The 26,165-nt window shown below is 70.4% G+C and carries 19 protein-coding genes and 1 pseudogene; 4 read left to right on the top strand and 16 right to left on the bottom strand.

What is annotated here, in order from left to right; all coding sequences use genetic code 11:
• Positions 1 to 2: 2 nt before the first annotated feature.
• The 5 genes from H4W31_RS44430 to H4W31_RS43130 form a co-directional block, all read right to left on the bottom strand.
• On the bottom strand, positions 3 to 4,991 hold the full coding sequence (locus tag H4W31_RS44430) for an SbcC/MukB-like Walker B domain-containing protein (protein ID WP_192769128.1): 4,989 nt from the start codon (positions 4,989 to 4,991) through the stop codon (positions 3 to 5).
• The gene (locus H4W31_RS26470) at positions 4,988 to 6,271 is read right to left on the bottom strand and encodes a DUF2398 family protein (protein ID WP_192769127.1); all 1,284 of its coding nucleotides are present in this window, start codon (positions 6,269 to 6,271) and stop codon (positions 4,988 to 4,990) included. Before H4W31_RS26470 ends, H4W31_RS44430 begins: the two co-directional genes overlap by 4 nt.
• Positions 6,268 to 7,677: a DUF2397 family protein gene (locus H4W31_RS26465; RefSeq protein WP_225945686.1), complete on the bottom strand. Its 1,410-nt coding sequence runs from the start codon at positions 7,675 to 7,677 to the stop codon at positions 6,268 to 6,270. Before H4W31_RS26465 ends, H4W31_RS26470 begins: the two co-directional genes overlap by 4 nt.
• Before the next feature lie 906 nt (positions 7,678 to 8,583).
• The gene (locus H4W31_RS44855) at positions 8,584 to 8,838 is read right to left on the bottom strand and encodes a recombinase zinc beta ribbon domain-containing protein (RefSeq protein ID WP_404825623.1); all 255 of its coding nucleotides are present in this window, start codon (positions 8,836 to 8,838) and stop codon (positions 8,584 to 8,586) included.
• A gap of 33 nt (positions 8,839 to 8,871) precedes the next feature.
• Entirely contained in the window at positions 8,872 to 9,315 is a 444-nt protein-coding gene (locus tag H4W31_RS43130) for a recombinase family protein (protein ID WP_225945685.1), read from the bottom strand.
• 312 nt (positions 9,316 to 9,627) lie between these two features.
• Between H4W31_RS43130 and H4W31_RS44850 the strand changes: the two are divergent.
• Positions 9,628 to 9,729: pseudogene (locus tag H4W31_RS44850) on the top strand (integrase catalytic region); the annotation flags it as partial.
• 40 nt (positions 9,730 to 9,769) lie between these two features.
• On the opposite strand, the gene H4W31_RS26455 reads toward H4W31_RS44850, so the two are convergent.
• The gene (locus tag H4W31_RS26455; protein ID WP_192769125.1) at positions 9,770 to 9,994 is read right to left on the bottom strand and encodes a hypothetical protein; all 225 of its coding nucleotides are present in this window, start codon (positions 9,992 to 9,994) and stop codon (positions 9,770 to 9,772) included.
• A gap of 587 nt (positions 9,995 to 10,581) precedes the next feature.
• The gene (locus H4W31_RS26450; RefSeq protein ID WP_192769124.1) at positions 10,582 to 11,484 is read right to left on the bottom strand and encodes a phytanoyl-CoA dioxygenase family protein; all 903 of its coding nucleotides are present in this window, start codon (positions 11,482 to 11,484) and stop codon (positions 10,582 to 10,584) included.
• Positions 11,485 to 11,583: 99 nt separating this feature from the next.
• Here H4W31_RS26450 and H4W31_RS26445 point away from each other — a divergent pair, with 99 nt between their 5' ends.
• Positions 11,584 to 12,480 carry a helix-turn-helix transcriptional regulator gene (locus H4W31_RS26445; protein WP_192769123.1) on the top strand — a complete coding sequence of 299 codons (897 nt, stop codon included), beginning with the start codon at positions 11,584 to 11,586 and terminating at the stop codon, positions 12,478 to 12,480.
• A gap of 133 nt (positions 12,481 to 12,613) precedes the next feature.
• Here the strand turns inward: H4W31_RS26445 and H4W31_RS26440 are convergent, their stop codons facing one another.
• From H4W31_RS26440 to H4W31_RS26400, 9 genes are all read right to left on the bottom strand, one after another.
• The gene (locus H4W31_RS26440; RefSeq protein ID WP_192769122.1) at positions 12,614 to 13,558 is read right to left on the bottom strand and encodes a dihydrodipicolinate synthase family protein; all 945 of its coding nucleotides are present in this window, start codon (positions 13,556 to 13,558) and stop codon (positions 12,614 to 12,616) included.
• Positions 13,539 to 14,414, bottom strand: a complete 876-nt coding sequence (locus H4W31_RS26435) for an ATP-binding cassette domain-containing protein (protein ID WP_192769121.1) — start codon at positions 14,412 to 14,414, stop codon at positions 13,539 to 13,541. The genes H4W31_RS26440 and H4W31_RS26435 overlap by 20 nt, the downstream gene beginning before the upstream one ends.
• Positions 14,415 to 14,487: 73 nt before the next feature.
• Positions 14,488 to 15,501 carry an ABC transporter ATP-binding protein gene (locus H4W31_RS26430; protein ID WP_225945684.1) on the bottom strand — a complete coding sequence of 338 codons (1,014 nt, stop codon included), beginning with the start codon at positions 15,499 to 15,501 and terminating at the stop codon, positions 14,488 to 14,490.
• The gene (locus H4W31_RS26425) at positions 15,501 to 17,114 is read right to left on the bottom strand and encodes an FAD-dependent oxidoreductase (RefSeq protein ID WP_192769120.1); all 1,614 of its coding nucleotides are present in this window, start codon (positions 17,112 to 17,114) and stop codon (positions 15,501 to 15,503) included. The genes H4W31_RS26430 and H4W31_RS26425 overlap by 1 nt, the downstream gene beginning before the upstream one ends.
• Positions 17,111 to 18,973 (bottom strand): MGH1-like glycoside hydrolase domain-containing protein, encoded by a 1,863-nt coding sequence (locus H4W31_RS44425; RefSeq protein ID WP_192769119.1) that lies wholly within the window; start codon positions 18,971 to 18,973, stop codon positions 17,111 to 17,113. Before H4W31_RS44425 ends, H4W31_RS26425 begins: the two co-directional genes overlap by 4 nt.
• Positions 18,970 to 20,478, bottom strand: coding sequence for an ABC transporter substrate-binding protein (locus H4W31_RS26415; protein ID WP_192769118.1), 1,509 nt, complete (start codon positions 20,476 to 20,478; stop codon positions 18,970 to 18,972). The genes H4W31_RS44425 and H4W31_RS26415 overlap by 4 nt, the downstream gene beginning before the upstream one ends.
• A gap of 32 nt (positions 20,479 to 20,510) precedes the next feature.
• Positions 20,511 to 21,416, bottom strand: coding sequence for an ABC transporter permease (locus H4W31_RS26410; protein WP_192769117.1), 906 nt, complete (start codon positions 21,414 to 21,416; stop codon positions 20,511 to 20,513).
• A 76-nt stretch (positions 21,417 to 21,492) separates the two neighbouring features.
• A complete protein-coding gene (locus H4W31_RS26405) occupies positions 21,493 to 22,419 on the bottom strand; it encodes an ABC transporter permease (RefSeq protein ID WP_192769116.1) in 927 nt (308 codons plus the stop codon).
• A gap of 145 nt (positions 22,420 to 22,564) precedes the next feature.
• Positions 22,565 to 23,710 carry a LacI family DNA-binding transcriptional regulator gene (locus H4W31_RS26400; protein ID WP_192769115.1) on the bottom strand — a complete coding sequence of 382 codons (1,146 nt, stop codon included), beginning with the start codon at positions 23,708 to 23,710 and terminating at the stop codon, positions 22,565 to 22,567.
• A gap of 118 nt (positions 23,711 to 23,828) precedes the next feature.
• Here H4W31_RS26400 and H4W31_RS26395 point away from each other — a divergent pair, with 118 nt between their 5' ends.
• Complete coding sequence (locus tag H4W31_RS26395; protein ID WP_318783419.1) at positions 23,829 to 24,782, top strand: aldo/keto reductase; 954 nt, start codon at positions 23,829 to 23,831, stop codon at positions 24,780 to 24,782.
• 272 nt (positions 24,783 to 25,054) lie between these two features.
• Entirely contained in the window at positions 25,055 to 26,113 is a 1,059-nt protein-coding gene (locus H4W31_RS26390; protein ID WP_225945683.1) for a LacI family DNA-binding transcriptional regulator, read from the top strand.
• Positions 26,114 to 26,165 lie beyond the last annotated feature (52 nt).

The raw sequence follows: 26,165 nt of genomic DNA, 5'->3' as shown, positions 1-26,165 counted from the left end.
GATCAGTGACCGTCCGGGGTCGTGGCTGCGGTGGGCGCGGCGAGCGGTAGGGGTGTCGGCTCGCCGCTGCCGTTCCACAGCCACGGGACGGTGACGCGGTGCCGGCCGTCGGTGATGACTTCGTGGACGACGACGTGTTGAGCTTCGCGTTTGATCAGCGGGGCGATGGTGGGTGTGGTCGCGAGGATGTCGAAATTCCAGGTTCGCAGCAGGGCGAGGATCTGGCGCAGGTTGCGGTCGTCGAAGGCGGCGTCGATCTCGTCGATGGACAGCAGACGAGGTCCCCGGTAGGTGTCGCCCGAGTACATCGACCATGCGGCGGCCAGCAGCGGGAGCATGGTGGCGAGCCGGGATTCGCCGGTGGACAGGCCCTTGAGCGGGTTGGACCGGGCGTTGACCGGCTTGAACTGATCGGTGCCGAAGCTGCTGTGCGTGACGCTGATCTCCCAGTGGTGCCAGGAGCGGTAGTCGAAGGTGTGGGCGACCCGGTCGGTCCAGGTTTCCTCGCCAGCGTCCTCCATCCGCTCCCGCAGGATCTCGTACATCTGATCGAAGACCTCGTCGGAGGGTGACGCTTTGAGCAGGGCTACCATTTGCTGGGAGTTGCCGTCGTCGCGGACCCTCCAGTCGACCTGCACCCCGACGCGGGCCACGCCGGTCCGGACGTTCTCGAGGGTGGCCCGGATCTGCCGGACAAGTTCCCTTGCCGCCTCGCGGCGGGTCTGGATGTCACGCCGCAGCTGGGTGAACATCGACGTCTTGAGAGTCGCCTTGACGTCCTGGCGCAGATCTCGTTCGAGGCCTTCGGCTGTGGCGCGAAGTGTCTCGGCGGCTTGCCGCAGATCCTCGCCGACGGCGGCGTTGGGTGCGGCGAGCGTGATGCGCCGCCATTCGGTGCCGTCGAGGGTCGTGCTGTCGAGCTGCTGATCGAACTCTGCGAGGGCCTGGTTGACGGACCGCATCGTGCTCTCGAGCTGCTTCTGCACCCGTTCCCGAGCGATCCTCAGGGTGTCGAGCCGGGCGCCGGTGGTGGGTTTGCCGGCGAGCAGCTGACGCGACCAGGTGAGGGCGGCGGTCAGGTTGGCCGGCCGGTTGTCACTGTCGCGTGCCAGGGTTTCCGGGACTTCGGCGAAGCCGTGGGTGACCAGCAGGCACATCCGATCGAAGCAGTCAGCGCGGTGCTGGTCGGCCTCTCGGCGACGCGGCGCGATCTTCTCCAGCGTGGTGGTGGCGGCGACCGCGGCATTGTCGTGCGTGCGGAACTCGCTCTCGCGTCGCTCGCCCTCGGCCAGTTTGTCGGTCAGTTCATCGGCGAGACTGTCTTTTGCCTGGCGTAGCTCGGCGTATTCCGCCCCGTACAGCGCTCGGGTTTGCTCCACCCGGGCGTCCAGTTCCTCGGCGGCGAGCCGGACCTGGTCTGCGGCGGCGATCGCTTTTTGGAACCGGTTGGTGACCCAGTCCGCCGTCCGCTGTTCACGCTGGGCTGTTGTGAGCAGGTCGAGGGCTCGCTGTCCGGCGCTCTGCCAGGCCTCGATCTGCTGCAGCAGGGTGGTGACCATCTCCCGGTGCCGTCGTAGCGCTTCTCGGTCGGTCGGCAGGATGGCGCCGTCGGGCAGCGTCGCGGCGGTATGCAGTGCGCGCAGCGCTGTGCGGACGCGGTCGCTTGCCTGCTGGTGCCGGCGGCGGTGCTCGTCGACCAGGGCACGGGCGGCGGCCGCGTCCCGCTCGGCGGCGTCCTCGTCACGGGTCGTGCGGCGCAGCTGCTCCACGTCAGGGAATCGCTGTTCCTCGGCGGCGCACAGTTGCTGAGCCGCTCGGGCCTCGTTCCGCCGCTCGGTGGCTTCCGCCAGCTCCTCCTGTGCGCTGATCAGGGCGTCGCCGGCGTCGGACTCGGTCTGTAGGGATCTTTTAAGTGTGCCGGCCGCTTCCTCAAGCCGCCGGCGGGCATTCTCGACCGTCCGGTCTATGGCGTTGCGGACAGCTTTGACCTCGGCGAGCAGCTCGATGAGCTGCGCTGCGGCGGTGGCCAGTGCCTGCGTGGTTTGCTGCTGAGCTTTCGCGACGCTGAGCTGCAGTTGGGTGACCTGATCGCGTGCTCCGGCAACCGCGTCGGCAGGCGGGAAGTCATCCCGCTCCCGGCCGGACGCGCGGACATCGGCTTCGAGCTGTTCAACGCGTTGCTCCTCGGCCTGGAGGTCCTGGTGCGCGGCGGCCAGTCGCTGTTCGAGGTCGGCGACGAGTGCGAGCCGGGCGCTTTCGCGGGCGGTCCGGCCGATGAACGTGGCTCGGTAGTCACGCGGAGCCGATGCGATCACGTTGCCGGTGCGCAGGTACCCGATGCTGAGGTCGCTGCCGGTCAGGTCGATGGCGACGGCCCGCAGCAGCCACTCGACGAGCCGCGGGTCGACGCCCGAGCCGTTCTCCGCAACGAGAACGTCGGCGAGACTGCGCCCGGCCGCGGGACGGTCGCCGGCCAGCACCAGATCACCGTCGCCGACCAGGCGGTCGCCGGTGATCAGCGCATCGAGCAGGCCCGCGGTCAGCAGGGCACCTTCGATGCGGTCGGCCTGCTCGGCGCTGACGTGGTCGGCGAACGCAACGGCGGCCCACAACGGCACGCCACGGCCCGGATCACGCGGCGACCGCCACGGCGGCGCCTGCGGCACCGGCAGCTGTCGTCGGGCCTGTTCGAGCTCGTCCTCGATCCCGGCGACTCGTTGCCGCGCATCCTCGACCGCACGCCCCGTCCCGGCGATCGCGCGTTGCAGACCGCTGACGGCCGCCGAGTGGGCCCGTTCCAGATCGAGGAACGGCTGCCGCAGATCGATGGCAACCGGATCGTCGGGCAGGTTCACCGTACTTCCGTCGAGGTGGACGAGCCTGGCGCGCCACCCAGCCACCTGGCGGCCCCACTCGGTTGCTGCCTGGATGGCGTCCACGCGGCCGTCCACCAGAGCTTGTTCAGCTGTGGCGGTGATGGCGTGGGCAGCGTCCACGGCGGCGTCATGGTCGGCTCGGGCCTGCCGGGCTTGTTCGTCGACGGCCGTACGGTCGATTTCGGCTTGCGCCTGCGCGTTCTCCAGGTGACGTTGCGCCTGATCCGCGAATTGTTCGGCGCTCTTTCGAGCTTGCGCGGCCCGGTGTGCTGCACCTTCGGCAGCCTGCACGACGCGGGTGCCGTGCACGACGTCCTGTTCGCGGGCTCCCAGGGCGATCCGTTCCCGGGTGGCGGTTCCGGCCCCATGCAGCCAGGCGACCAACCGGTCGGGGTCGATCCGGTCCTCGGCATCAGTCGTCAGGTCCGCCGGAACGGACGGAAGCTGGGCTCGGCGGCTGTCCCATCGGCTCAACTCGTCGAGTAGGTCCTGCTCCACGGTACGGCGTTCGGCGCTGGCATCGCCGGCACGGTCGGCGGCACGGTCCTGGGTCTCCTCCGCGGTGCGGAGATGCCCTGCCTCGGTTCGTTGTTCGATCTGTGCCATGTCGTGCTCGTGCAGCGCCGTCTCGATGCCGTTGAGGGTTGTTGTGCGCGTCTCGATCCAGCCGCGTGGTGTTTCGGCGATCTGGGCGAGGTCAGCCTTGGGTGGGTCCTGGTTGAGGCTGTTGGCGGCCGTGACCTGTTCGGTGACCTCGGCGAGACGATCGACGAATGCGTGCGCCCCGACGTTGGCGGCTGTTGCGCGTAGCCGCGAGCCGATCCCGGTCATATGCCGCTGACTGTTGCGGGCCTGATCTGCCGACTCCGCTGCCTGCTGCGCGGCGCGCTGCGACTCGTCCTGCAACTCCAGGCCGGCTGCCTCCAGCTCGGACTGCTGCTTGCGTAGATCACTGAGGCGTTCTTCGAGATGCGGAAGCTCAGCGCCGGCATGGTCACGCAGCGCATCCTCGGCGGCCTGTAGCCGGCCGCGGACACCAGCGATTTCGCCACGCAGTTCCTCGCGCCGGGCCTGCACCCGCGCAGCCTGTGCCTGCGCGTCCGCCAACTGCTGCTCGGCGGCGCGCGCTTCACGGGCATGGTCGTCGAAGACCGTCTGGGCATTCGCCAGGCGGGCGGCCTCCTCCGCGATGACCGCGTCGATGTAGCGCTGGTACTGCTGCTCCGATTGTTCCAGCTGCCGAATCTCGGCACGGGCTTGCTTCAGTTGTGCCTCGAGGTCGGCGATGCGTTCCATGGTGTCGGCGATGAACTGCAACGCGCGAGGATCCAGGGCCGGAAGCGCCTCGGTCAGCACCGCGCGCATCTGGTTCGGAGAGATCGCCTCGGCGGTGCGGACGCTGCGCAGGCTACGCAACACTCCGACCAGAGCGTCGAACTGCACCGAGTCCAACGGCGCGAACAACGTCGTACGGATCGCGTCGCGGTACTGGTTCTCCTCGGCAGGGTTCACATAGTCCCGGACCTTGGAGGTGAGGCGGTCGTGGGAGGTGAACAGTCGGCCGTCCACGGCGGCGACCTGTTCGGCGAGCCCTTCGATCGATACCGGCTCCCGCTGCTGGGCGAGGACCAGGTCGGTGCCGACGCGGCCCGGCATGATGAAGAACGCCTTCTGCAAGCCGCTGCTCTGCGAGCGCAGCCACAATCCGGTCGTCAGGTAGCGAACCTCGCCGGTGCCGCAATCGCGGTAGCCGTACTCCAGCCACCACGCTCCGGTGCGGTCCTCCTTCGCGTTGCGGTCGGTGTGCCGGTCGATCAGCGTGCCGACGGCCTCACCAGACACCGACAGCGCCTTCTGCGACACCTCGCCGTCGAGCAGGACGGTGACCAGCATCGAGGCGGTCAAGGACTTACCGGATCCGTTCGGCCCGGCCAGTGCCAGCCAGCCGTCGGCGAAGATGAGCGTCTCGTCGGTCCACGCCCATGAGTTCACCGCACCAGCCCGGGTTGGCTGCCACCTGTCGGCAGCGACCGGTCCGTCGTTCCAATCCGACACCGGGCCGGCGGTGTCGTGGCTTCCCGTTGGCCGTCGGCCCGGGTGCGCGATGAGGCTCACGCCGGCCCCTCCCTCGTGTGCGAGTCAGCTTCCGTGCGGTGCCGGCCCGGACGAGCGGGCTGGCCATGGCGTGCCCGCACGCGCCACAGGTGCACGCCCGGTGTGATCTGCCACCGGTCGTCGTCGCTGGTGACCTGAAGCAGGCCGGCGGTGACCAGTTCCGCGGCAGCGGCCCGGGCCAGGACGGGCAGCCGTTCGGCATAGCCGGCTGCCCACCGTGGCATGTCCCGGCGGATTTCTTCGAACGACGTCGTGATCTCATCGGCGGTTACCTCAGACGCGCCGTGGTGCGGCAGGTGCGACAGCAGGGCCAGCGCAGCCTGCCGCTCTGTCTTGCGGCCCTGCGGGAAGTCGAAGTCGGAGGCGGTTCCCGTCGGGTCGGTGATCTCCCACCAGTCGCGGCGCACGCTGGCGACCAGCCCTAACGCGGCTGCGATGTTCAACGCGCGTTCCCGGCCGGTCGAGGTGGCGAGGTAGCCGACCGGGTTCGGGTCGTCCTCCGGGTCAGCGGCCGGGTCGTCCACCACCCGCCGCAGCGCGGTCAGCCGGCGCCCCTCCACGCTGGCCTGCCGCTGCGCGACAGCGTCCGGCTCGGCGTCCGGAAGCGAAATCGCTGTCAGCGTGGCGACTTGCTGATCGGGGGACCGGCTGCTCAACGACAACAGCGTCGGCGACAGTGAGGCGAACTTGTTGGCGAGGCTGTCGCGGTCAGCGGTGATGAACACCTCCGCGTTCTCGTCTGTCACCGCCCGGTCCAGATCCGCGTCGACACTGATCTCCCCGTCCGCCTGCAGCAGCTTGATCGCATCAACGATGTTCTCCCGCGCGGCCTGTGCTTCACGCTTGCTGACCCCGTCCGTGGCCACGATCCGGAAAGCCGGTAGCCGGCCCGTGCCCGCCTCGGCGGCGCACACCTGAGCCACCGACTGCAGCAGCTCGCGCAGGCTGATCCGTGGACGTCGCCACAGCTGTTCACAGACCAGCGCGGTCAGCACCAGCACCTGGGCGGGAGCCAACTCGCCTCGTCCGCTGCGGCGCTGCAGCCGCGGTCCGCGATCCCCGGGAACATCGTCACGGCGCTTGTGCAGGCGAACCACCCCACCGACGTCGTGAATGTGCAGGGTCCACCCCAGTTCCGTGCGAAAGAAGTCGGTAATCTCCCGCCGGCCGCGCAGCACCGCACGGTAGCGAACCGGATCCTCGGCCGAAGAGATCCGGCAGTTGAGGGTCAGGTGGCGTGCCGCGTCGGCGAGATCCGGGTCGAGAAGCCGCTGGGTCATGCGGCGCCCTCCGTAATGACGACCTGCGGAACCTGGCCGGCTTCGGTCGGGGTCACGGTGATCAAGATTTCCGGCGCCACCAGAGTCCCCTCGGCGAACCGGACCGGCAGGTGGGTGTCGGGGCGGCCCGACCGGACCCGGACGACCACGCTGGCGCCCTCGGCATGGACTTCGCCGTATCCGGTAGCGGCATCGATCGCGTTGCGCGCTACTTCGATCGCGCCGAGCAGGATCACCAACGCCGGTGTCTCCAGACCGGCGAAATGACTCAGCGGCACTTCGCCGTCGGTGGCCAGCAACGCGGTGAAGCGCCGCCGGTTCTCCGCAGTGGCGGCGGCCTTCTCCAGAGCGGAAGCCCGCGCAGCGCCGGCGTCCGGGACCTTGCGAGGACGGCCGCTGGAGCGACCGACGCGTTCGTGCTCGCGCAGGATCACATCCACCTGGTGTCGGCTGATCCCACCGGCTGCCAGGGTGGCGTGGGCGACGTCCTCTTCGGTCGTGCCCACGACCGCATGCACGGCTGGCCATTGGCCGAACGCGGCCGCGTACACCTGGCGGGCAGCATCGTCGTCCGGCTGGGCGTACAAGCTGTAGGCGAGTTCCCGGAAGTCGGCGGCCAGGTCCGAACCGCGCCGCAGGGCTGTGTAGCGCCGATCGATGGCCACCAGGAGGGTGTGGACGGCGCCAGCCGCCGAGGAGATCAGCCGCTGCACCGAACCCAGAGGGGCGAACCAGGCGGCCAGGTCGGACAGCCGACGCAGCCGCTCGTCGATCCAGTCTTGCTGATCGCGGGCGTCGAGGAGGCCGGCGTGCATGGCGGCGGTCTCGACCAGCGGCCGGTGCCCGGCCGACTCCAAGTCGGTCAGGGCCGCCTCGACCCGGCGTAGCGCTCGCCCGTACTCGCGCGGGAACTGCCGCAGTGCCTCGATGACGCGATCACGGTTCTCTCCGAACAGCAGATCGTCGGTGACGTCGGACTGCACCATCTGCGCCAGCGCAGCGTAGAAATCGGCGGTGACCCGCTGCATCTCATCCAGCCTCGTCCGGACGTCATCCAAGTCGGTCGGCAGCAGCCCGGCGTCGGAAGAAAGGTGCTCGATCAGATCACGGACCGTGCGTTCGACGCTGTCGAGAAGACGGCTCGGCAGCTGCAGCGCCCGCCGCGAGTCGACGACGGCCGTACGCACCGCAGCCACCACGGCCCGGCCGATCTTGGTCAGCGCCCAGGCCTCCTGCCGGCGGACCACCGCATCCAGGCCCGCGTTGAGCGCCGCGTAGTCCCGGAACGGTTCGACGAGATGCGCGCTGGTCAGGTAGTCGAGCACCGTACGCAGCTCGAATTCGGTCACCTGGTCGCGGAAACCGACGTCACGCATCTGCGCCCCAATGTCGGCCAGCGTCGACATCGGAGCCCGCGTCGCCAACTCCTCCAACGCCGCCAACACCGCCGTGTTCCGCTCTCGCGCCAGGTCCTCGGGTTGGCCGAAGCATCGCCACACAACCGGATCGATGTCCTGCCACCACAGACGTGGCGGGTTCGGCACGCAATACCTCCCGACGACCGCTACCTACCGCGCATCGCGGCACCCACCAACACTTCCTCGCTACTATCCGAGTAGCAATCAGTGACAGGCACTGCCAGATTACGGTCTTCAGGGCACGAAACGCAGTCTCCGGGCACAGGAATCGACAGCCGGGCCACCGCTACCGAGCCGTCCCATCATCCAACGTCATCCGAACGATCGATGGACAGTGAACCGCCCGGGTTCTGCAGAGACCTCAGCTGCTAACTCCAACCGCCTCGCTGGGCCGCGCTGGTTGTTGTACCAGTCGACCCACTCGGCCGGTGGCCAGTTCGACCTGGGCAAGGCTGCGCCGCGGGCCAGAACACTGCCCGATGGTGTCCGGACTCACCCTCGCTGATCCAGCCGTGGCGATCCTCGACCAGACCACCGTCGAGGCGGGCCGTGGGTGCCCGGAGACTTGACCATGCGGCCGTAGCGGCCACCGTGGCCCCTGACTGCTACGCCCGCACCCCCGATCCGGGAATTATGAAAATTCCGATTCTGGTTTCGTGTGGGGTTACGGTATTCGGACACGTTAACCCCCACACAAGCTCTTCACATTTGGTGAGGGCGGGCGGCGAGGGTTTCTGTGGTTGATCCTGGTCGTGGGATCGATGTGGTCTGGCGCGCTGCTGCGGCGGGGCCGTGCTCCGAGGTGATGTGTCCGCCAGCGGCGCAGGTGACGATGAGATCGTGCCCGCGTAGGTAGTCGGCGACCACCGGCGGGCTGCTGGGAGGCATCCGCAGCTAGACAGCGATGCGAGCGATGGCTCTGGCCTCGTGGATGTAGACGTTGCGGGGGCGGCCAGGCCCGGTGGGTGTGCTGCTGCGGTTGCCGTGCCGGCATCGGTAGCTGGCGTGGTTGTTGACCCAGTGCGAGTCCATCATCCGTCCACACAGCCGGCAGCGAATCAGCCCCCACGAGCAGGTAGCGGCGAGTCCGACAGTCGTCGGGGCCGGGGACGGCGTTGACCTGCTGCGCGACGACGAAGTCTGCCTCACTGACCAACGCCGGGTGAGCGGGCGCCGTGGAGATCACCCACTGTTGGGTCGCGTTCCAGCGGCGGGCGTCCGCCCGGGCGAACAGGTCACCTGCCGTATCAATGGGTTGTGGTCGCGTAGCCGGTTCCACACCTGCCGACCGGTATAGCGGGGGTTTCCGAGGATCGCCGCGACGGTGCGTAGCGTCCCACGGTGGCCGGTGCGGCGTGGGTTGCGGTCAGGGTCGGCGCGGGACGGGCAGGGCGCCTGCCGCTGGTTGAGGTCGCGGGTGATCACGGCGACGCTGCGGCCGGTCAGGCGCTGGGCGAACATCAACTCCACGTGCGGGGCGGTATGCGGGTCTGGCTCGAGTCGGTGCGCCCTGCGGCCCCAGCGGGCGTGTGCCCGATTCGGATGTGGGCCGGCGTCGGCGAGCCGGTAGCCGTAGGGTGGGCGACCACCGAGGTGACGGCCTCGCTGCGTCACCTGGGCCTGCATCGCAGCTTTGGTGCGGAACCGCGCCCGTTGCACCTCGCGGCGTGAGTGCACTCCCAGCAGCGTCAGCAACCTCCCTGGGCAGTACATCTGGCCGTGGCTGGTGTCAACAACAAGACGCAGATGTCTTAGCCGTAGCGGCAGTAACCGTCCGCCATCCAGTTGTGATACCTCCTGCTCGGGCAACTGCCCCGGCCCAGCTGGCCGGACCGAGCGCTGCTGGCCACCCTCGCCCGCCTGCTCCCCCGAGCCCTGCGCGGGTACCGAATCGTCTCCCCGCGCACCCTCCTGGCCTGGCACCGGCGCCTGGTCACCATGAGGTGGACGCATCCGCCGTCACCGGGACGCCCACCGCTACCGGAGGAAGTCCGCGACCTGATCCTGCGACTCGCCGCGGAGAACTCCCGCTGGGGAATCCGCCGCGTGCACGGCGAGCTGCGACGCCTCGGCCACAAGGTCAGCGCGGCAACCGTACGCAGTGCTCCGCGCCGCAGGACTCGGCCCCGCACCCCGCTCCCGCCATGCGCGGCACGAGTGGGCAGCCTTTCTCAAAGCGCAGGCCAATGGCTTGCTGGCCACGGACTTCTTCCATCTCGACACCATCGGCTTGCACCGCCTGTACGCGCTGGTCGTCATAGAGGTGCGTACCCACCGGGTCCACATCCTCGGCGTCACCGCCCACCCGACCGCAGGCTGGGCCACCCAGCAGCGCGCCAGCTCCTGTGGGAGATCGGCGACCGCGCCAGCCGATTCCTCTACCTGATCAGGGATCGTGACGCCAAGTTCACCGCGGCGTTCGACGCCGTCTTCACTAGCGAGGGCGTCACTGTAGTCGAGATCCCGCGCGCAGCCCGAACTGCAACCCGCACGCGGAGCGCTTCGTGCCCTCCGTACGAGAGGAGTGCACCGACCGGGTCCTGCTGCTCAACCGCGACCACGCCGAGAAATCCTTCGCGACTACGCGCGCCACTTCAATGAGCATCGGCCCCACCAGGGCCGAAGCCAACTCGCCCCGAACGACGACCCACCGTCATCCCCCTGCCAGCGACTCGGATCGAACGCCGTCAGGCCGTCGGCGGCCCCATCAACGAGTACCGCATAGCAAGCTGACCGGACCCAAAGCCCAAGCTCAGAGCCAGTGAAGCCATTCTGGAGCACTACGCGGGCCTTTCGCGGCGGCTCAGCGGTAGTTCCAGTCCACTGCGGGTGACGCGCGCCGAAGGACCCGGATGTCATCGAGCACCCGGGCCCTTCGGCGTGGCGGCGTGGTCAGCGGTCGCAGCCGCCCTCCTTGTCGGGCCGCACGTAGGCCCGGGTGACGTCGGTGATGCCCTTGTACGCGTACGGATCCTCGCCCGCCACCAGCACGACGTCGCGGAAGTCCCAGTGCGCCGGAGAGGTGTCCGGGGGCACCTTCCAGCCCAGTGGCGACTCCGCGCTCATGTAGTGGTGGGCCAGCGCCCGGCGGTAGCCGTGCCGGCCCGAGTTCGGCAGCGACCGGTGCAGCAGGTAACCACTGAAGATCACAGCGGCGCCTGCGGGGATCTCGACCGGTACCGCGTCGGCGTCGGTGTACGGGAAGTCGTACGCCTCGATCGAGCAGTCGAAGCGCGGGTCGTCCTGCTCCCGGTCCGGATAGAGCACACCCCGGCGGTGCGAGCCGGGCAGCACCCAGAGGCAGCCGTTCTCCACCGTCGCGTCGTCCAGGGCGATCCAGACTGCGGTCAGCGATCGGTCCCGGGTCGGAATGAAGTACTCGTCCTGGTGCCAGGGCTGGCCGGGCCGGCCTTCGGCCTTGATGAACAGCATCGACTGCATGGACTTGACGTTCGGTCCGATCACGCTGGTCAGCGCGTCGACAATCCGCGGGGACGACAGCGACCGGACGACGACGTCCGACAGCTTGTGCGGGTGGTGGATGCAAAGGTAGCGGCGCAGTACGTCGGCGTCGGACTCGTCGACCGAGGTCTGCGGCCCCTGGCCGATCTCGCCCAGCTCGCCGCGGCAGAGCCGGACGGCCTCCGCGTTGATCTCGGCCACCTCGGCCGCCGACAGCGCGTTGCGCAGGACGCCGTAGCCGTCCTCGCGAACCTGTTCAATCAGCGCCTCGGAAACGGTGTCGTGTAGGACGACCGACCGCGTCGAGGGCGCGGCCAACTGGCTGGTGGGCATCGGTTCTCCCCGGCTTTGAAGGGCTGATTTGCCTTGTCCAGTATCGGCGGGGGCGGGCTGCCGGGCCATGTCCGAGGCTCCCCAGTAACCTGTCTGTTCATGACATCGCCGCCGGTCCGGGTACGGATCCGCAACGGACCTGCGGTCGCGCACTATCCACCCGGAGCGACACTCGGTCCCCGGGTGCTGCCCTGCTTCGAGTTCGTCTGGATGCTGGCCGGACGCGCCTCGTGGCAGTACTCCGAGGCCGGCGGTGACCCTTCGGCCGCCCACGAGCACATCCTGACGCCCGGAATGTTGCTGCTCTCCCGCCCCGGCCTGCGGGAGCGCTACGCCTGGGATCTCGACCAGGCCTGCGTCCACGCGTATGTCACGTTCTATCTCGACGAGTCCGGGTCGCTGGGTGCGCCCGCGCGGTGGCCGCTGATCCGACCGCTCTCGGCGGCCGATCCGCTCCCCGCGCTGTGTCGCTACCTGCTCTGGCTCGGCGGCACGGAGGTCGAGGGCGCACCGGCACGTACGCCGGAGGTCCTGGGCTGGCTCCTCGATCTGTTCGTCAACGGCCCGGTCGCCGACGCGGCCGAGGCGGCGCTGCCCGAGCACCTCGTCCGGCTGGCCGACCACCTCCGCGCGACCTGGCGCGGCGGGCCGGCCCTGGCGCTGCGGCTCGACGAGATGGCGTCGGCGGCCCGGGTGTCCCCCGGCCACCTCGCCCGGATCTTCCGGCAGAGGTTCGGCCTCGGTCCGGTCGGCGCCGTCGAACTGATCCGGCTGGCCCGGGCCGCCATCCTGTTGGAGCGCAGCAACCTCAGCGTCGGCGCGATTTCCGAGGCGTGCGGGTTCATCAACCCGTTCCACTTCTCCCGCCGCTTCCGGGCGGCCTACGGGACCTCGCCGCGCGGCTACCGAACCATCCGCCCCCTCGACCCGCTCGACCCGGTACGGCGGGCCGGCCTGCTCGCCCTGGCGCAGCGGCTCCTGGTCGAGGACCTCTGAGCGACCGCGTTCCGAGGTCCCCCAGGGGCCTGCGTCGAGCCACTTGCCGGCCTGCGCGGCCCGCGCGGCGACCGGGATTGCCGGATCGCCGCCCGGACTCCGCCTCTGCCCGACCGCGACCGTGACGCAGGCCCTACCTCGGTGCCGTCGCGGGGGTACCGATCAGCGGCGCGGCGAGGTCGCCGGCCAGTGGTTCGAGGACCGCGCGCAGCGCCGCCACCTCGGCCGGTTCGTACGGCAGGAACGGGGCGCCCGCGGTGGGTGGGCAGAGGCCGATCAGGCTCAACGCCGTCTTCATCGCGACCACCCCCGGTCGTATGGTGTGGATGCGACCGATCGCGTCCAGCCGGGCCTGCCGGTCGCGGGCACCGGCCTCGTCACCGGCCCGCCAGCGGTCGACGAGGCTGACGCAGAGCGCCGGGGCGAGGTTGCCGAGGCCCGGCGTGATGCCGGCGGCGCCCTGGCGGAGTCCGTCGACGAGCGCCGTCTCGGCGCCCTGGCTCACCGCGAACCCGGGCCGTTCCCGGGCCAGCGCGCAGAGCCGCGCGAGGTGTCCGGCGTCGCCGGAGCTGTCCTTGATGCCGATCACGCCGATTTCGTCGGCGAGGACGGCCACGAGGTCCGGGTCCAGCGGGTTGCCGGTGTAGCGCGGGATGTTGTAGGCGACGGTCGGCACACCGAGCGCGGCCACGGCGGCGAAGTGGGCGCGCAGTTCGGTCGCGGTGTGCCGGAAGTAGTAGGGGGCGGTGACGACGAACGCGTCCGGCTCGGCGGGCAGCGCCGCGCGGGCCCGGTCGAGGGTCTCGGCGGTGCCGGCGCCGGACGCGACGACCAGCACCCGCGCCGCCGGGCCCACCCGCTCCCGCCAGTCCCGGGCGACCGGGACGACGTAGCGGCCGACCGCTGTCGCCGGGACCGACGGGCCCTCGCCGTTGCTGCCCAGCAGCATCACCGTGGTGACGCCGGCACCGGCCAGCGCGTCCAGCAGCGGGCGGGCGGCGGGCGGGTCCGGTCGCCGGTCCGGGTCCAGCGGGGTGACCAGGGGAACGGTTACGCCATCAAGCAGATGGGGCGGCATCGGTGCGGTCCTCCGAACGGGACGGGGTGGTTTCGAGCGGCTCGGCGGCGAGGGCCGTCGGTGGGGTGGCGTCCGGGTCGAGTTCGAGTGCCGACGCGAGTAGCGCCTGGGTGTACGGGTGCTCGGGTGAGGTGTACAACTGCTCGGCCGGCCCGGTTTCGACGATCTTTCCGAGATACATCACGGCGACCCGGTCGGAGAGCTGACGCACCACCCCGAGGTCGTGGGAGATGAACAGCATCGCCAGGCCCAGCTCCTCGCGCAGGCGGGCGAGCAGGGCGAGGATCTGTGCCTGGACCGACACGTCAAGCGCCGAGACGGCTTCGTCGCAGACCAGCAGGCGGGGGCGGAGTGCGAGGGCCCGGGCGATGGCGACCCGCTGGCACTGCCCGCCGGAGAGTTCGGCGGGGCGCCGGCCGGCCAGGGTCGGGTCGACGCCCACCTGCTCGAGCAGGTGGGCGACCTCCGCGTCGTGGCCGCCGGGCCGGACCAGTCCGGGGTGCGCCCGCCAGCCCTCGGCGACGATGTCCCGCACGGTCATCCGGGGGTTGAGCGAGGAGCGCGGGTCCTGGAACACCATCTGGACATCGCGGCGCAGCCGCCGAGACCACCCGGTGGTGACGTCGGTGCCGGCGAAGGTCACCGTGCCGCTGCGGGCCCGCTCCAGGCCGACGATCGTTCGGGCCAGCGTGGACTTACCGGAGCCCGATTCGCCGACGAGCCCGACTGTCTCGCCCTCGCCGACGGTCAGGTCGACGCCGGCAACCGCCTGGATCTCCTGGCGCCGGCCACCCTTGCCGCGCGGGGCCTTGAACGTCGTCCACACCTCCCGCACCGACAGCAGCGGCTCGGTCATGCCCGTTCCTCGCTTCGCTCGTCGCGGCCATGACGTGTCGGACCGAGCTTGCTGATGCCCTCGCTCCGCTCGGTCATGGCAGCACCTCCTCGGCGCGGTGGCAGGCCGCGACCCGGCCGGGTCCGACCTCTCTGGCCACCGGCTCCTCCACCCGGCACCGTTCGACGGCGAGCGGGCAGCGGGGGTGGAACCGGCATCCGGTCGGTAGCGCCGCCAGTCGTGGCGGGTTCCCGGGGATCGGCGCGACCGGCGCCGACCGGCTGTGCACCGCGGGCACCGAGCGGACCAGCGCCGCCGTGTACGGGTGCCGCGGCCTGTGGAGCACTTCGCGGGTGGCCCCGCGCTCCACGACCTTCCCCGCATACATCACCGCAACCTGCTGCGCGGCGTGCGACATCACCCGCAGGTCGTGACTGATCAGCAGCACCGATACGCCGTCCTCGGCCTGGATCTTCGTCAGTAGGGCGAGGATGCGGCCCTGCACCGAGACGTCCAGCGCGGTTGTCGGCTCGTCGGCGAGGATCAGCCTCGGCTGGCCGGCCAACGCCATCGCGATCACCGCGCGCTGGCGCAGTCCGCCGGAGAGCTGGTGCGGGTAGGCCCGCGCCCGTCCGGCCGGATCGGGCACGCCGACCCGTTCGAGGAGGTCGACGGCGAGCCGTCCGGCGGCGGCCCGGGACAGCCCGTCGCGCCGGCGGGCAATCTCGCCGATCTGCTGGCCGACCGGCTGCACTGGGTTCAGCGCCGCCAGCGGGTCCTGGAAGACCATCGCGATGCCCTTGCCGCGCAACTCCCGGCGCTGCGACTCGCGCAGGCCGACCAGTTCCCGGTCGGCGAACCGGATCCCGCCGGAGGTGACCGACACCCCCGGCGGCAGCAGGCCCAGCACCGCCGTCGCGGTCATCGTCTTGCCGCTTCCCGACTCGCCGACCACGCCCAGCGTCTGCCCGGCCGCCACGTCGAACCCGACGCCGTCGAGGATGCGCAGTGGCGCACCGTCCGGCCGGCGGGCCTCGACGACGAGGTCCCGCACGGTCAGTACGGGTGTGGCCGAGGTCGCGGTGCTGGTCCCGTCCATCGTGGTCATCAATATCCGCCTATCCGGGGCCAGCCCAGCTCGACACCGTCGGCGGCCAGTTCCGCGCGGAAGTCCTCGAGCCGGCGTGCGTCGGCGCGGACCTGCCGGGGGCTCAGGCCGTTGGCCTGGCAGTGTGCCGCGAGCGCTCCGGCGACCTCGCCGATGTTCCACTCGGTGGGGTGCATCCGGTAGCAGCCGTTGGTGATGTGCGTGGTGCCGATGTTCTTCGACGCCGCCAGCAGGTTCTCCGTGCGGACCGGCAGCAGCGCGCCCAGCGGCACGTGGAACGGGGTCGAGCCCACGTCGATGTAGTTGTCCATGCCGGTGGACGGGTGCAGGTCGATCCGGTAGGCGCCGACGCCGATGCTGTCCGGGTAGACCACGGATCCCCGCTCGCCCCGGATGTCGAGGGACAGGTCCTGCTCGACGACTGTGTACTCGGCGCGGATCCGCCGCGACTCCCGGATGTAGGGGGCCTTGGCGAACCCGTCGGCGGTGCCGAGCACGTCGCCGCGCAGGCGCAGGCCGGGCCAGCCGGTGCCGCCGTCCGGCCGGGGCGCCTCGGTCTGCAGCCAGTAGAGCATGCTCAGGCTGAGCTGTCGCGACGACGCCAGGTGCTTGGCCTTCTCCTCCTCGCCGACCCCGATCAGCGGCCCGAGGAAGTAGTCGATCATCGGCCAGTTGACCAGGGTGACGTCGCTGTCGACCAGGCCGGGGGCGAAGGTGCCGCGCGAGACGATCCGCCGGAAGATCCAGAGGTCGCTGTCGCCGGCACTCACGCTCTGATCGGCCACGATCTCGCCGTCGGCGGCGGGATTGGGGACGAACGTCCGGGTGTACGGCGCCAGCGTGCGCGGATCAGGGGCGGTCAGGGACACCAGTTCCGAGCCCCAGAAGTCGGGCCGGAACGTACTCCAGAAGTGGTACTCGTCGGGCTGGTCGATGGTGTGGTTCTCGCCGGCACGGTGCTCCAGCGCGAAGCACCAGGAGAACGCCTGCATGTTGGCGGGCTGCGCCTGCGCGGGGGCGTGCGGCTCGCCGGTCTCCGCCTGCGACTCGAAGCCGGTGACGTGCTCGGTGCCGGTCAACGGCAGCAGGTCGCCGAGTTCGGTGGCGTCGAGCACGTACGGCGCGCCGAGTTCGACCCGGTTGCCCGCCGGGTCTTCCACGACGACCGCGCGGACCTGGTCGCCGTCGACCTCCGCCGCGACCGGCCGGTGCCCGAGCAGCACCCGCAGCCGGCCGGTGGCGATCCAGGGCGCGAGCATCGCGTCGATCACGGCGACCGCCACCCGCGGTTCGTGGCACAGCGGGCTGACCGTGCCCTCGCCCGGGTTGAGAAACCGTGCCGTCCGCGCCCGCTCGCTCAACGGATACCACCGCCGGTGGTACTCGCGGATGCCGTCGCGCAGCTCACGGTAGCTCGCCGTGCAGCCGAACCGCTCGATCCACGGATGCTCGTCGGGCGGCACCGCCTGGGTGGTGAGCTGACCGCCCAACCAGTCGGTCTCCTCGGTCAGCAGCACCGTCCGGCCGCGCCGCAGCACCGCGAGGGCTGCCGCCACACCGCCCAGACCGCCGCCGACGACGAGCACGTCCGCCCGGTTGTGCGCAAGTTTCACTGATACTCCTCCTCAGGAACACGGAAATAGGGCTCGGCGCCGCTCTCGATGAGCGCGACCAGACTGAGCAGTGCGCCCCACGAGTGGAACGGCTCGCTGTTGGCCTTGTCGCACCCCTCGCCGGTGTGCGCCGAGTAGTTCTCGTGCACGTGGCGGTGCGCGTGCCATTCCTGCAACGCCAGCTCGCCGCTGCGTTCGGCCAGCCACCGCTGGTCGTCCGCCAGGCCGAGCCGGCGCAGCCCCAGGTAGACCAGGAAGTTCATCGGCGGCCAGACCCGACCGTGCCAGTAGTAGCTGCGGGAGGCGGAGTCGACGTCGCTGCGCGGCGTCGACGGCACCGCCCACCGGCCGCCGAAGTACGTCTCGTCGCGCAGGTAGTGGTCGACCATCCGCTTGCCCCGGCCGTCCGCGCCGATCCCGGCCAGGAGTGGATAGAAGCTCATCGGCGAGATGTCGGCGGTGAACCCGTCGGTGTCGGTACGGCGACTGCGGTAGGACGCCGTCTCGTCGGACCAGAGGCGGTCCTCGATGGCGGCGGCGACCGCCCGTCCCCGCTTGCGGACCTCGTCCCGTTCGGCGTCGTGCCCCAGCGCGTCGGCGATGTTCGCCAGGGCTTCGCAGTCCATGGCGTACTCGCTGTTGAGGCTGACGTCGTGGGCCAGCATCAGGCCGACCGAGCGGTCGTACGGGATGTCGGCGAAGATCGGGTGGTCGTCGCAGCCGCTCTCGCAGGTGGCCCCGAAGTGCTGGTCGATGCGGGGAATGTCCTGCGGCGACGGCCATTCCGGCTGGAACGCGGTAGAGCCGAGGCAGAGCAGGTCGCCGTGCCGGCGGACCCGCCACCACCACCGGTTCCAGCTCAGCAGGCCGTCGAAGACCTCCTCGAGGAACCACCGGTCGCCGAAGCGCAGATAGAGCTGCCACGACGCCATCGACCCGACCGGGGGTTGGGAGCCGTCGAGCGTACGCCGGCCGGTGCCCTGGGCCACGTTGGGCACGAAGCCGTCCGGCGTGAGTTCCCGGGTCATCTCCACCGCGTTGGCGTATGCCAGGTCCTTGCTGAACGTGCCGGCGAGCAGCGCGTTGAAGTAGTTGTCCCAGCAGAACAGGGCGTACCCGCCGCGCTTGCCGACGTTCCACAGCCGGCTGACCGTGGTCACCACCCGGTCGTGTGCCGGCTCGTAGATGGTGTTCCAGGCGATCGCGTCGCGCACGAGTTCTCGATGCATGGCGTCGGCGTCGTCGCGCGCGGCCGGCGGTACCCGGGCGAGGTCGACCAGCCGCCGGATCTCGTCGAGTTCCCGCGGCGTGCCGGTCGACACGCCGACCGGGCCGTCCAGCCGCATCGCGAGGTACGGCCCGGTCAGGTCGACGTGCGGGTCGTCGACCTGCGGGGCGGTGCCGTGGACGCCGATCGGTCCGGGGCGGTCTGGCAGGTCGGCGACGACGTTGGCGCCAACCCGCCAGACCGTGCCCGGACGGTTCCACAGCAGTGCCACGGAGACGGTCAGCGTCGCCGGCTGGGCCTGGTTGGCCTGCGGCGTGGCGAGGACGACGAGGTCGGCGCCGGCGTGTGCGCTCTCCACCAGCACCTCGATGTCGCGCCAGCGCACGGTCACCGCGGTGTAGCCGCCGTCGACCGCGTGCGGGCCGAGGGTCACCTCTTCCGCGTCGGGTTCCCGCCGCCCGATCTGGACGCGCTGCAGGTCGTTGCCCCGGTAGTACTCCTTGAGGCCGAGCGTGACCGCGAGCCCTTCGGGTAGCAGCGCCTGGGTGAGCAGGCTGCGGGTGTCCCAGGTGTTCCAGCCCCGGGCCAGGCGCCGCTGCGCCGCCCGGTAGGAATCCGCGCCCTGTGTCACGACTGGCTCACCGTGGCCTTGGCGAAGTCGGGGTAACCGCCGGCGTCCAGGGTGAAGTCCTGGAGGCGCTTGTTCCAGACGTACGCGGTCCGCACGGTCATCGGGTACATGCCGACCGCGTCATCCCAAATGATCTTGCTGGCCGCCGCGTACGCCGTCTTCCGCTCGCCCTCGTCGCCGGTGCTCCCCGCCTTGGCGAGCAGTTCGTCGAGCTGCGGGTTGCAGTAGCCGTTGCGCTTGGCCGCGCAGGTGTAGAGCCGGCCCAGGTTCGACGCGGCGTCGAAGCCGGCCGTGCCGAGCATCTGGAAGTTGACGTCCCAGTCGAGGGCGATCAGATCCTTGATGAAGACGGCCTGTTCCTTCTCCAGCAGCTCGATTTTGACGCCGATCTTCGACAGGTCGGAGACGACCGCCTGGTTGAACGGGCGGAACTCGGGGTTGGCGAACTGTAGGCGCAGCGGTTTGCTGAAGTCGAAATTGGCCGACGTGAGCTCGGCCTTGGCCGCCGCCGGGTCGTACGTCTTGGGCTGCTGCGGGCTGTAGCCGAACACGGTCGGCGCGACCGGGGCGTCGGCGAGCGCGCCGGTCTCCGGGTAGAGGCTCTTGATGATCGTGTTGAAGTCGACCGCCTTCCACAGCGCGTTGCGCACGGCCGCGGTTTTCAGCGCCGGGATCGAGGAGTTGAACCACATCGTGTAGACCTGGTTGGTGGCGACCGCCTCGGTCTTGAGGTCGCTGTCCGCCTTCAGGTCCGCCAACTGATCGTTCGGTACTCCCCAGACGAGGTCGACCTCGCCGGTGCGCAGGGCGGTCAACCGGGCCGCGATCTCCGGGATCGAGCGGATGGTGATCGTTTCGAGCTTCGGCTTGCCGCCCCAGTACTTGTCATTGGCGGCCAGCACGATCGTCTCGCCCGGGGTGAACGACTTGACGGTGAACGGACCCGAGCCCACCGGGGCCTTGAAGAAGGCAACGTCCTTCTGGGCGACCGTCTTCGGCAGGACGAAGAACGTGACCAGCTTGCTCGGCAGCGCGGCGTCGGGCTTGGCCGTCTTGATGACGACCTTGTCCGGCCCGGATGATTCGATGCTGGCACCGGTGAAGTTCGAGGCGGCCGGGCTGTCGCCGCCCAGCATCCGGCGGAACGAGGCCACCACGTCGTCGGTGGTGAGCGCGGAGCCGTCGGAGAAGGTCACCCCGCTGCGCAGCGTGAACGTCCAGGAGGTGGCGGTGGCGTCGGCGGACCACTCGGTCGCCAGGTCAGCGATGATCTTGCCCTGCGGGTCGGGCCGGGTGAGCCGGCCGAATATCTCCTGGCCGATCAGGTCCTTGCCGGACGCGCCGCCCTCCGCGCTGTGCGGGTCGATCGACTCGATCGGATACGTGCCGCTGACGACGATCGACCCGGCCGCCTCCGGGTCCGTGTCGCCGCTCGTGGTGGTGCAGGCGGACAGGGTGGCGGCGACGGCGACGGCCGCCAGCGCGCTTCGTACGAAGGCTTTCATGGCAACTCCAATCCGTGCTGGTGGGGTGGGGTTCATGAAGTGGTCGACCGCCCGGTCCGGCCGAGCCGCGCGGACAGTTGGTCACCGAGGAGCCCGACGCTGACGACGAGCACGAACAATGCGATTCCGGGGGACGCGGAAATCCACCAGGCGGTGTCGAGGTACTCCTTGCCGTTGGCCACCGTCTGTCCCCAGGAGGGCACGGAGGCCGGCAGCCCGATGCCGAGGAAGCTCAGGCCCGCCTCGGCGAGGACGACGAGCGCGAACTCCACCGTCGCCATCGCCACCATCGGCGGGACGACGAACGGCAGGATGTGCCGGACCAGCATGGCCGGCCGGCGGATGCCCATCAGCCGGGCCGCGCTGACCCACTCACGCTCCTTGACGCTGAGCGTGACGTTGCGGGCGACCCGTGCGAATGGTGTCCAGGCCGTGACCGACAGCGCGATGACGACCGTCAGCAGGCCGCGGGAGAAGAGACCAGCGATGACAATCGCCAGCAGCACACCGGGGAACGTGAGCAGGACGTCGATCAGCCGGGACAGCACCACGTCGAGCCAGCCCCCGATCAGGCCGGCCACGGCGCCGACGATCATCCCGACGACCGCCGAGAGCGTCACCGCCACGGTCGCGACGAGAAGGGACGTCCGTGCGCCATACACGATCTGCGCGGCGATGTCGCGGCCCAGGCCGTCGGTGCCCAGCCAGGCGGTAGTCCCACTCGACGTGCTCGCGCCGGGCGGCAGCAGGCGGTCCACGACGGACGTCGCCACGTGGTCGTACCCGATCAGGACGGGCGCCACCAGCGCGACCAGCACGTAGACCAGCACGATGCTCAGCGGAATCCACACTCCGCCGCGCCGGACCCGGCCGCGCCGCCGCCGCGCCGGGGCGACCGTCGCCGTCTCCGCCGCGGCGGATACCGGCGGCGCGTTCATGCCATCACTCCGCTTCGCCACGTGCCGTCATGAGGATCGTCCGCGCCGACTCGACTGATTCGCCCGCTGCGGCCGGTCATGCGGCACCGAGCCGGATGCGCGGGTCGAGGCGTGCGGTGACAAGGTCGGCCAGCAGGTTGAGCAGGACGATGATTCCCGCGATCGTCAGGGTCGCCGCCTGCACCACCGCGTAGTCGCGGTTGTTGACCGCCGACACGATCAGGGATCCGAGTCCGGGCCAGGCGAAGACGTTCTCCACCACCACGGCGCCGCCGATCAGCGCGCCGAGTTGGAGGGCGACCACCGTCAGGACCGGGGTGAGCGAGTTACGGAGGGCGTGCCCGATCAGCACCTGCCGGTCGGTGAGCCCTTTGGCGCGGGCCGTCGTGGCGTACGGCTCGTCCATCTCCTCGACCAGGCTGCTGCGGGTCAGCCGCGCCACGATCGCGGTGAACGGCAGGGACAGCGTCACCGCGGGGAGCACGAGGTGGGCCGGGGTGCCGACACCGGAACTCGGCAGTACCCGCAACACCAGCGCGAAGAGCAGAATCAGCATGATCCCGACCCAGAACGTTGGGAACGCCTGGAGGCCGATCGTCAACGCCGAGGTCACCCTGTCAACGACGCCGCCCCGGCGGTATCCGGCGATGAGGCCGAGCACCAGCCCGACGCAGACGGCGATCACCGCCGCGGCGGCGGCGAGTTCCAGGCTCGCCGGCAGCCGGCCGAGGACCGCCTCCATCGCCGGCTGGCCCAGCCGGTAGGAGTCGCCGAAGTCCAGCCTTGACACGTCCCGCAGGTAGGCCAGGTACTGCTCCGGCAGCGACCGGTCGAGGCCCAGTCGTGCGCTCAGCTCGGCCACGTCTTCGGGCTGCGCGTCCGGACCCAGCAGCACCAGTGCGGGTCCGCCGGGCGCTAGCCGGATGATCAGGAAGATCAGGCTGGCGGCACCCCACATCACGATCACTGCGCTGACGAGCCGCCGCAGCACCACCTGAGTCATTTCCGTGTCACCTCCCTGAACACATTTTCGTTTATGCGCATTAGTAACCGCCTATACCGCGCGTGCGGGTACCGCTGGGCGGCACCGTCGCGCTTCGAAGCTGACTGTCTCGGTCTGGCTGTCGGGTCAGTCTGCGCCGGGTCGACTAGCTGCTGGGTCGGTCCGCTGGCTGGTCGGTCGGCGCGGGCCTGCGCCGGGGTGGGCGAACCGCCGGACGCCCGCGCGGGGTCGCCGTCGGTCGGGGGTCGCGCCGGACGCCCACGGTGTCGCCCGGGATCGCGACGCACGGCACCGTCACCCGGCTCACCTCGGACGGATCCTTCGCTTCAAGCTTGTCGATCAGCAGCCGGACGGCACGTCGACCCATTTCCTCGCGCTGGACCGCGAACCGGGTGCACCGCTGCGCCACGCCGTCCTTGTCGACGTCGCCGAGCACCACCAGCGACACGTCGTCCGGTACGGCGAGATTCGCCTGCGCGGCGGCTGCCAGGAAGGCGCCCACAAGCTCGCCGTCGGCGGCGCCCTCCACCGCGTACGCGGTGACGCCCTGGTCACGGCGGGAGAGTAGTTCCGCCGGCCCGATCCCGGCCGGTTCGACCTCCCACACCGACCGGGGCCGTACGGTCCGGCCGGCGAGTTCGTGGGCGCGGACGAATCCGGTCTTGCGGTCGACCGTCGGCTCGAGGTCGACGGTGCCGGTGACCAGGCAGATGTTCTCGTGGCCGAGCGCGATCAGCTCGCCGACCAGGTTCGCGGTCGCCCCGACGTAGTCGGCGGCCACATAGGACAGTCCGGCGCCGTGCACGTCCCGGCGGCCGATGAAGACGAACGGGAACTGCTCCCGGACGAGGCGGGCCAACTCCTCGCGATCGGGTGCCAGTCCGAGCAGCAGTCCCCCGTCGGCGAGCCGGAGCCGGTTGGTGCCGGAGCCGTAGATCGATCGCCGGCCGGCGCCGTCGGTCGCGCTGGTGAACAGGACTAGGTCGTAGCGCTGGGCTTCCGCCTCCTGCTCGATGCCGAGGAGGAACGGGTGGTAGAAGTCGCGCTGCCCGACGGGGAACACCGGTTCGAAGGTGAAGACGCCGAGCAGGTGATTGCGGCCTCCGGCGAGGCTGCGGGCCACCGGGTCGGCGTGGTAGCCCATGTCCTGTGCGGTCCGCAGCACCAGGTCGCGCAGTTCGGGGCTGATCGCGATGTCCCGGCCGGCTCGGCCGGAGAGCACGACCGACACCGTCGCCTGGGAGATGCCGAGCTTCAGAGCGATGTCGGCCTGCCGGATCCGTCGACCCATCTGGCACCTCCCTTCGGTTACTAATGCGCATGAGTTGCGAGGACGTTACAACGGTGAAATCGGCCCGTCAATACCATGCGGATCCGATTCGCCAACCCGCCCGACCTAGGCTGACCAGGTGACGGACTCACGCGTACGGACGGAACCGCTGCTTTACGGCGCGATGCGACTCGGCGGGACGAAGACCGCCGAATCCGCTCGTGCGGCGGACGTCGACGAGGCCGAGGCGGCCGTCAACGCCGCGTTGGACTGCGGCATCACGATGTTCGACCTCGCCGACATCTATCGGCAGGGCAGGTCCGAGGCGGTGTTCGGTGCGGTGCTCGACCGTACGCCGGGGCTGCGCGAGCGCATCGTCATCCAGACCAAGTGCGGCATCCGCCTCGCCGACCAGGACCGGCCCGGCCGGTACGACCTGCGCGGACCGGTCATCCGGCAGCGCGTCGAGGAGAGCCTCACCCGGCTGCGTACCGACGTCATCGACGTACTGCTCCTGCACCGGCCCGATCCGCTGGCCGACCCGGCCGAGATCGCCGAGGCGCTCAGCGCCCTGCACCGCCAGGGCCTCGTCCGCCAGTTCGGGGTCTCCAACATGGGAGCCGCGCAGATCGCCCACCTCCAACGGCACCTCGACGTGCCGCTCGTCGCCAACCAGTTGGAGATGAGCCTGGGCCGGCGCGGCTGGGTCGAGGCGGGCGTGCTGGTCAACACCCCCGCCGCGGCGACGAACGGCTTCCCGCTGGGCACCCTCGAGCACTGCGTGGCCAACGGCATCCACCTCCAGTCGTGGGGTTCGCTCGCTCAGGGGCGCTACACCGGCCGGCAGGAGACCCCGGCGGAGCATGCCACCGCGCAACTGGTCAGCACGCTGGCCCGGCAGAAGGACACCACGCCGGAGACGATCGTGCTGTGGTGGTTGCAGCGCCACCCGGCCCGCATCGCCCCGGTCATCGGCAGCACCCGGCCGGACCGCATCCTGGCCTGCCGGGACGCCGTACGGCGTAAGCCCGAGCTCAGCCACGACGAGTGGTACGCGCTCTGGGTCGCCGCCCGGGGCGCTGCCCTGCCCTGACGGGCGGCACCGCGCCGGTCCCCCGTCGGACGAGTTCGACGCGAGCGCCCACTGTCCCGCCGAGCCGGCAACTGGCCCGGTCGACCCCACCAGGCGCGGCGTCCGCGCGCCCCGCAGGTGGCTGCTAATAGCTATTAGTGCACTGGGCCCATGGCGCCGACCTGCGGTTCCGCAGATGAGCTGTGAGCACTATTGACACGGCTCTGGCACACAACCGAAACTTTGCCTCCACATGTCGAAGCGCGTATTAAGCGCATTAGCAGGAGGCGCGGATGGTGCATGGCGTTCCGAGACGGCCGACCCAGGCCGACATAGCGCGCCTTGCCGGGGTCAGCCAGGCGACCGTGTCGCTCGTGCTCAACGAGCGCGACACCGGGGCACGGATCAGCCCGGAGACCCGGGACCGGGTGCTGGCCGTGATGCGCGAATGGGGTTACGTCGCCAACGCCTCGGCCCGCTCACTCGCCGGCGGCCGGAACCGGATCATCGGCGTCTACACCTTCGAGCCGGTCTTCCCGACGACCAGCGTCGACTTCTACTTCCCGTTCCTGCTGGGGATGGAGCAGGAGGCGGCCGAGTTGGGGCACGACCTGCTGCTGTTCACCAGCGTGGGCGGCGAGCGGCGAATGTACCGCGACGGCGCGACCCGGCTGACGGTGGCCGACGGCGCGCTGCTACTCGGCCGCAATCCCAATGTCGACGAGATCGAACGGCTCCGCGACTCCGGCTACCCGTTCGTGTACGTGGGACACCGCGAGGTGTCCGGTGCCTCGGTCTCCTATGTGGCCGCCGACTACACCAGGGCCACCCGGGAGCTCACCGAGCGGCTGTTCGAGCGGGGCCACGAGCGGGTGGCGTACGCCCGCCTCGGCGAAGGCGAAGCGCAGCCCAGCACCGACCGGGAGAAGGGCTTCCGGCAGGCGCTGCGGGCCGGCGCACCCCGGCGACCCATCGGTCCGGTGTGGACGCTGGCGTCGCCCGAGGAGGTGGATGGCCTGGTCGAGGAGGTCGTCGGCGCCGGCATCACCGCCGTCGTCGCGGAACAGCAACTGCTCGCCGAGGAGGTTCGGCGCGCCACCGGCCGCCGTGGGCTCTCGATTCCGGCGGACCTGAGCATCGTGGTCCTCGGCGACCCGACCGGTGCCCACGGCGACGAGGTGGCGTGGACCGGTCTGGAGGTACCACGGCAGGAGATGGGCCGGGTGGCCACCCGCCTGCTGGTCCGCTCGCTCGACGACGCGGAACGGACCGTGGTGCGCGAGAGCGTCAGCTGCCCGATCGTCCCCGGCAGCACGGTCGGGCCGGCCCGCCGCAGCGTGAGCCCACGGTGAGCGGCCCCCGACATGTGAAATTCCCCGACTGATCCGGCGCGGTACGCCGCCC

It is taken from the genome of Plantactinospora soyae, from assembly GCF_014874095.1.
In the GTDB taxonomy this organism is placed as follows: Bacteria; Actinomycetota; Actinomycetes; order Mycobacteriales; family Micromonosporaceae; genus Plantactinospora; species Plantactinospora soyae.
This window is presented reverse-complemented; position numbering and strand designations above follow the sequence as displayed.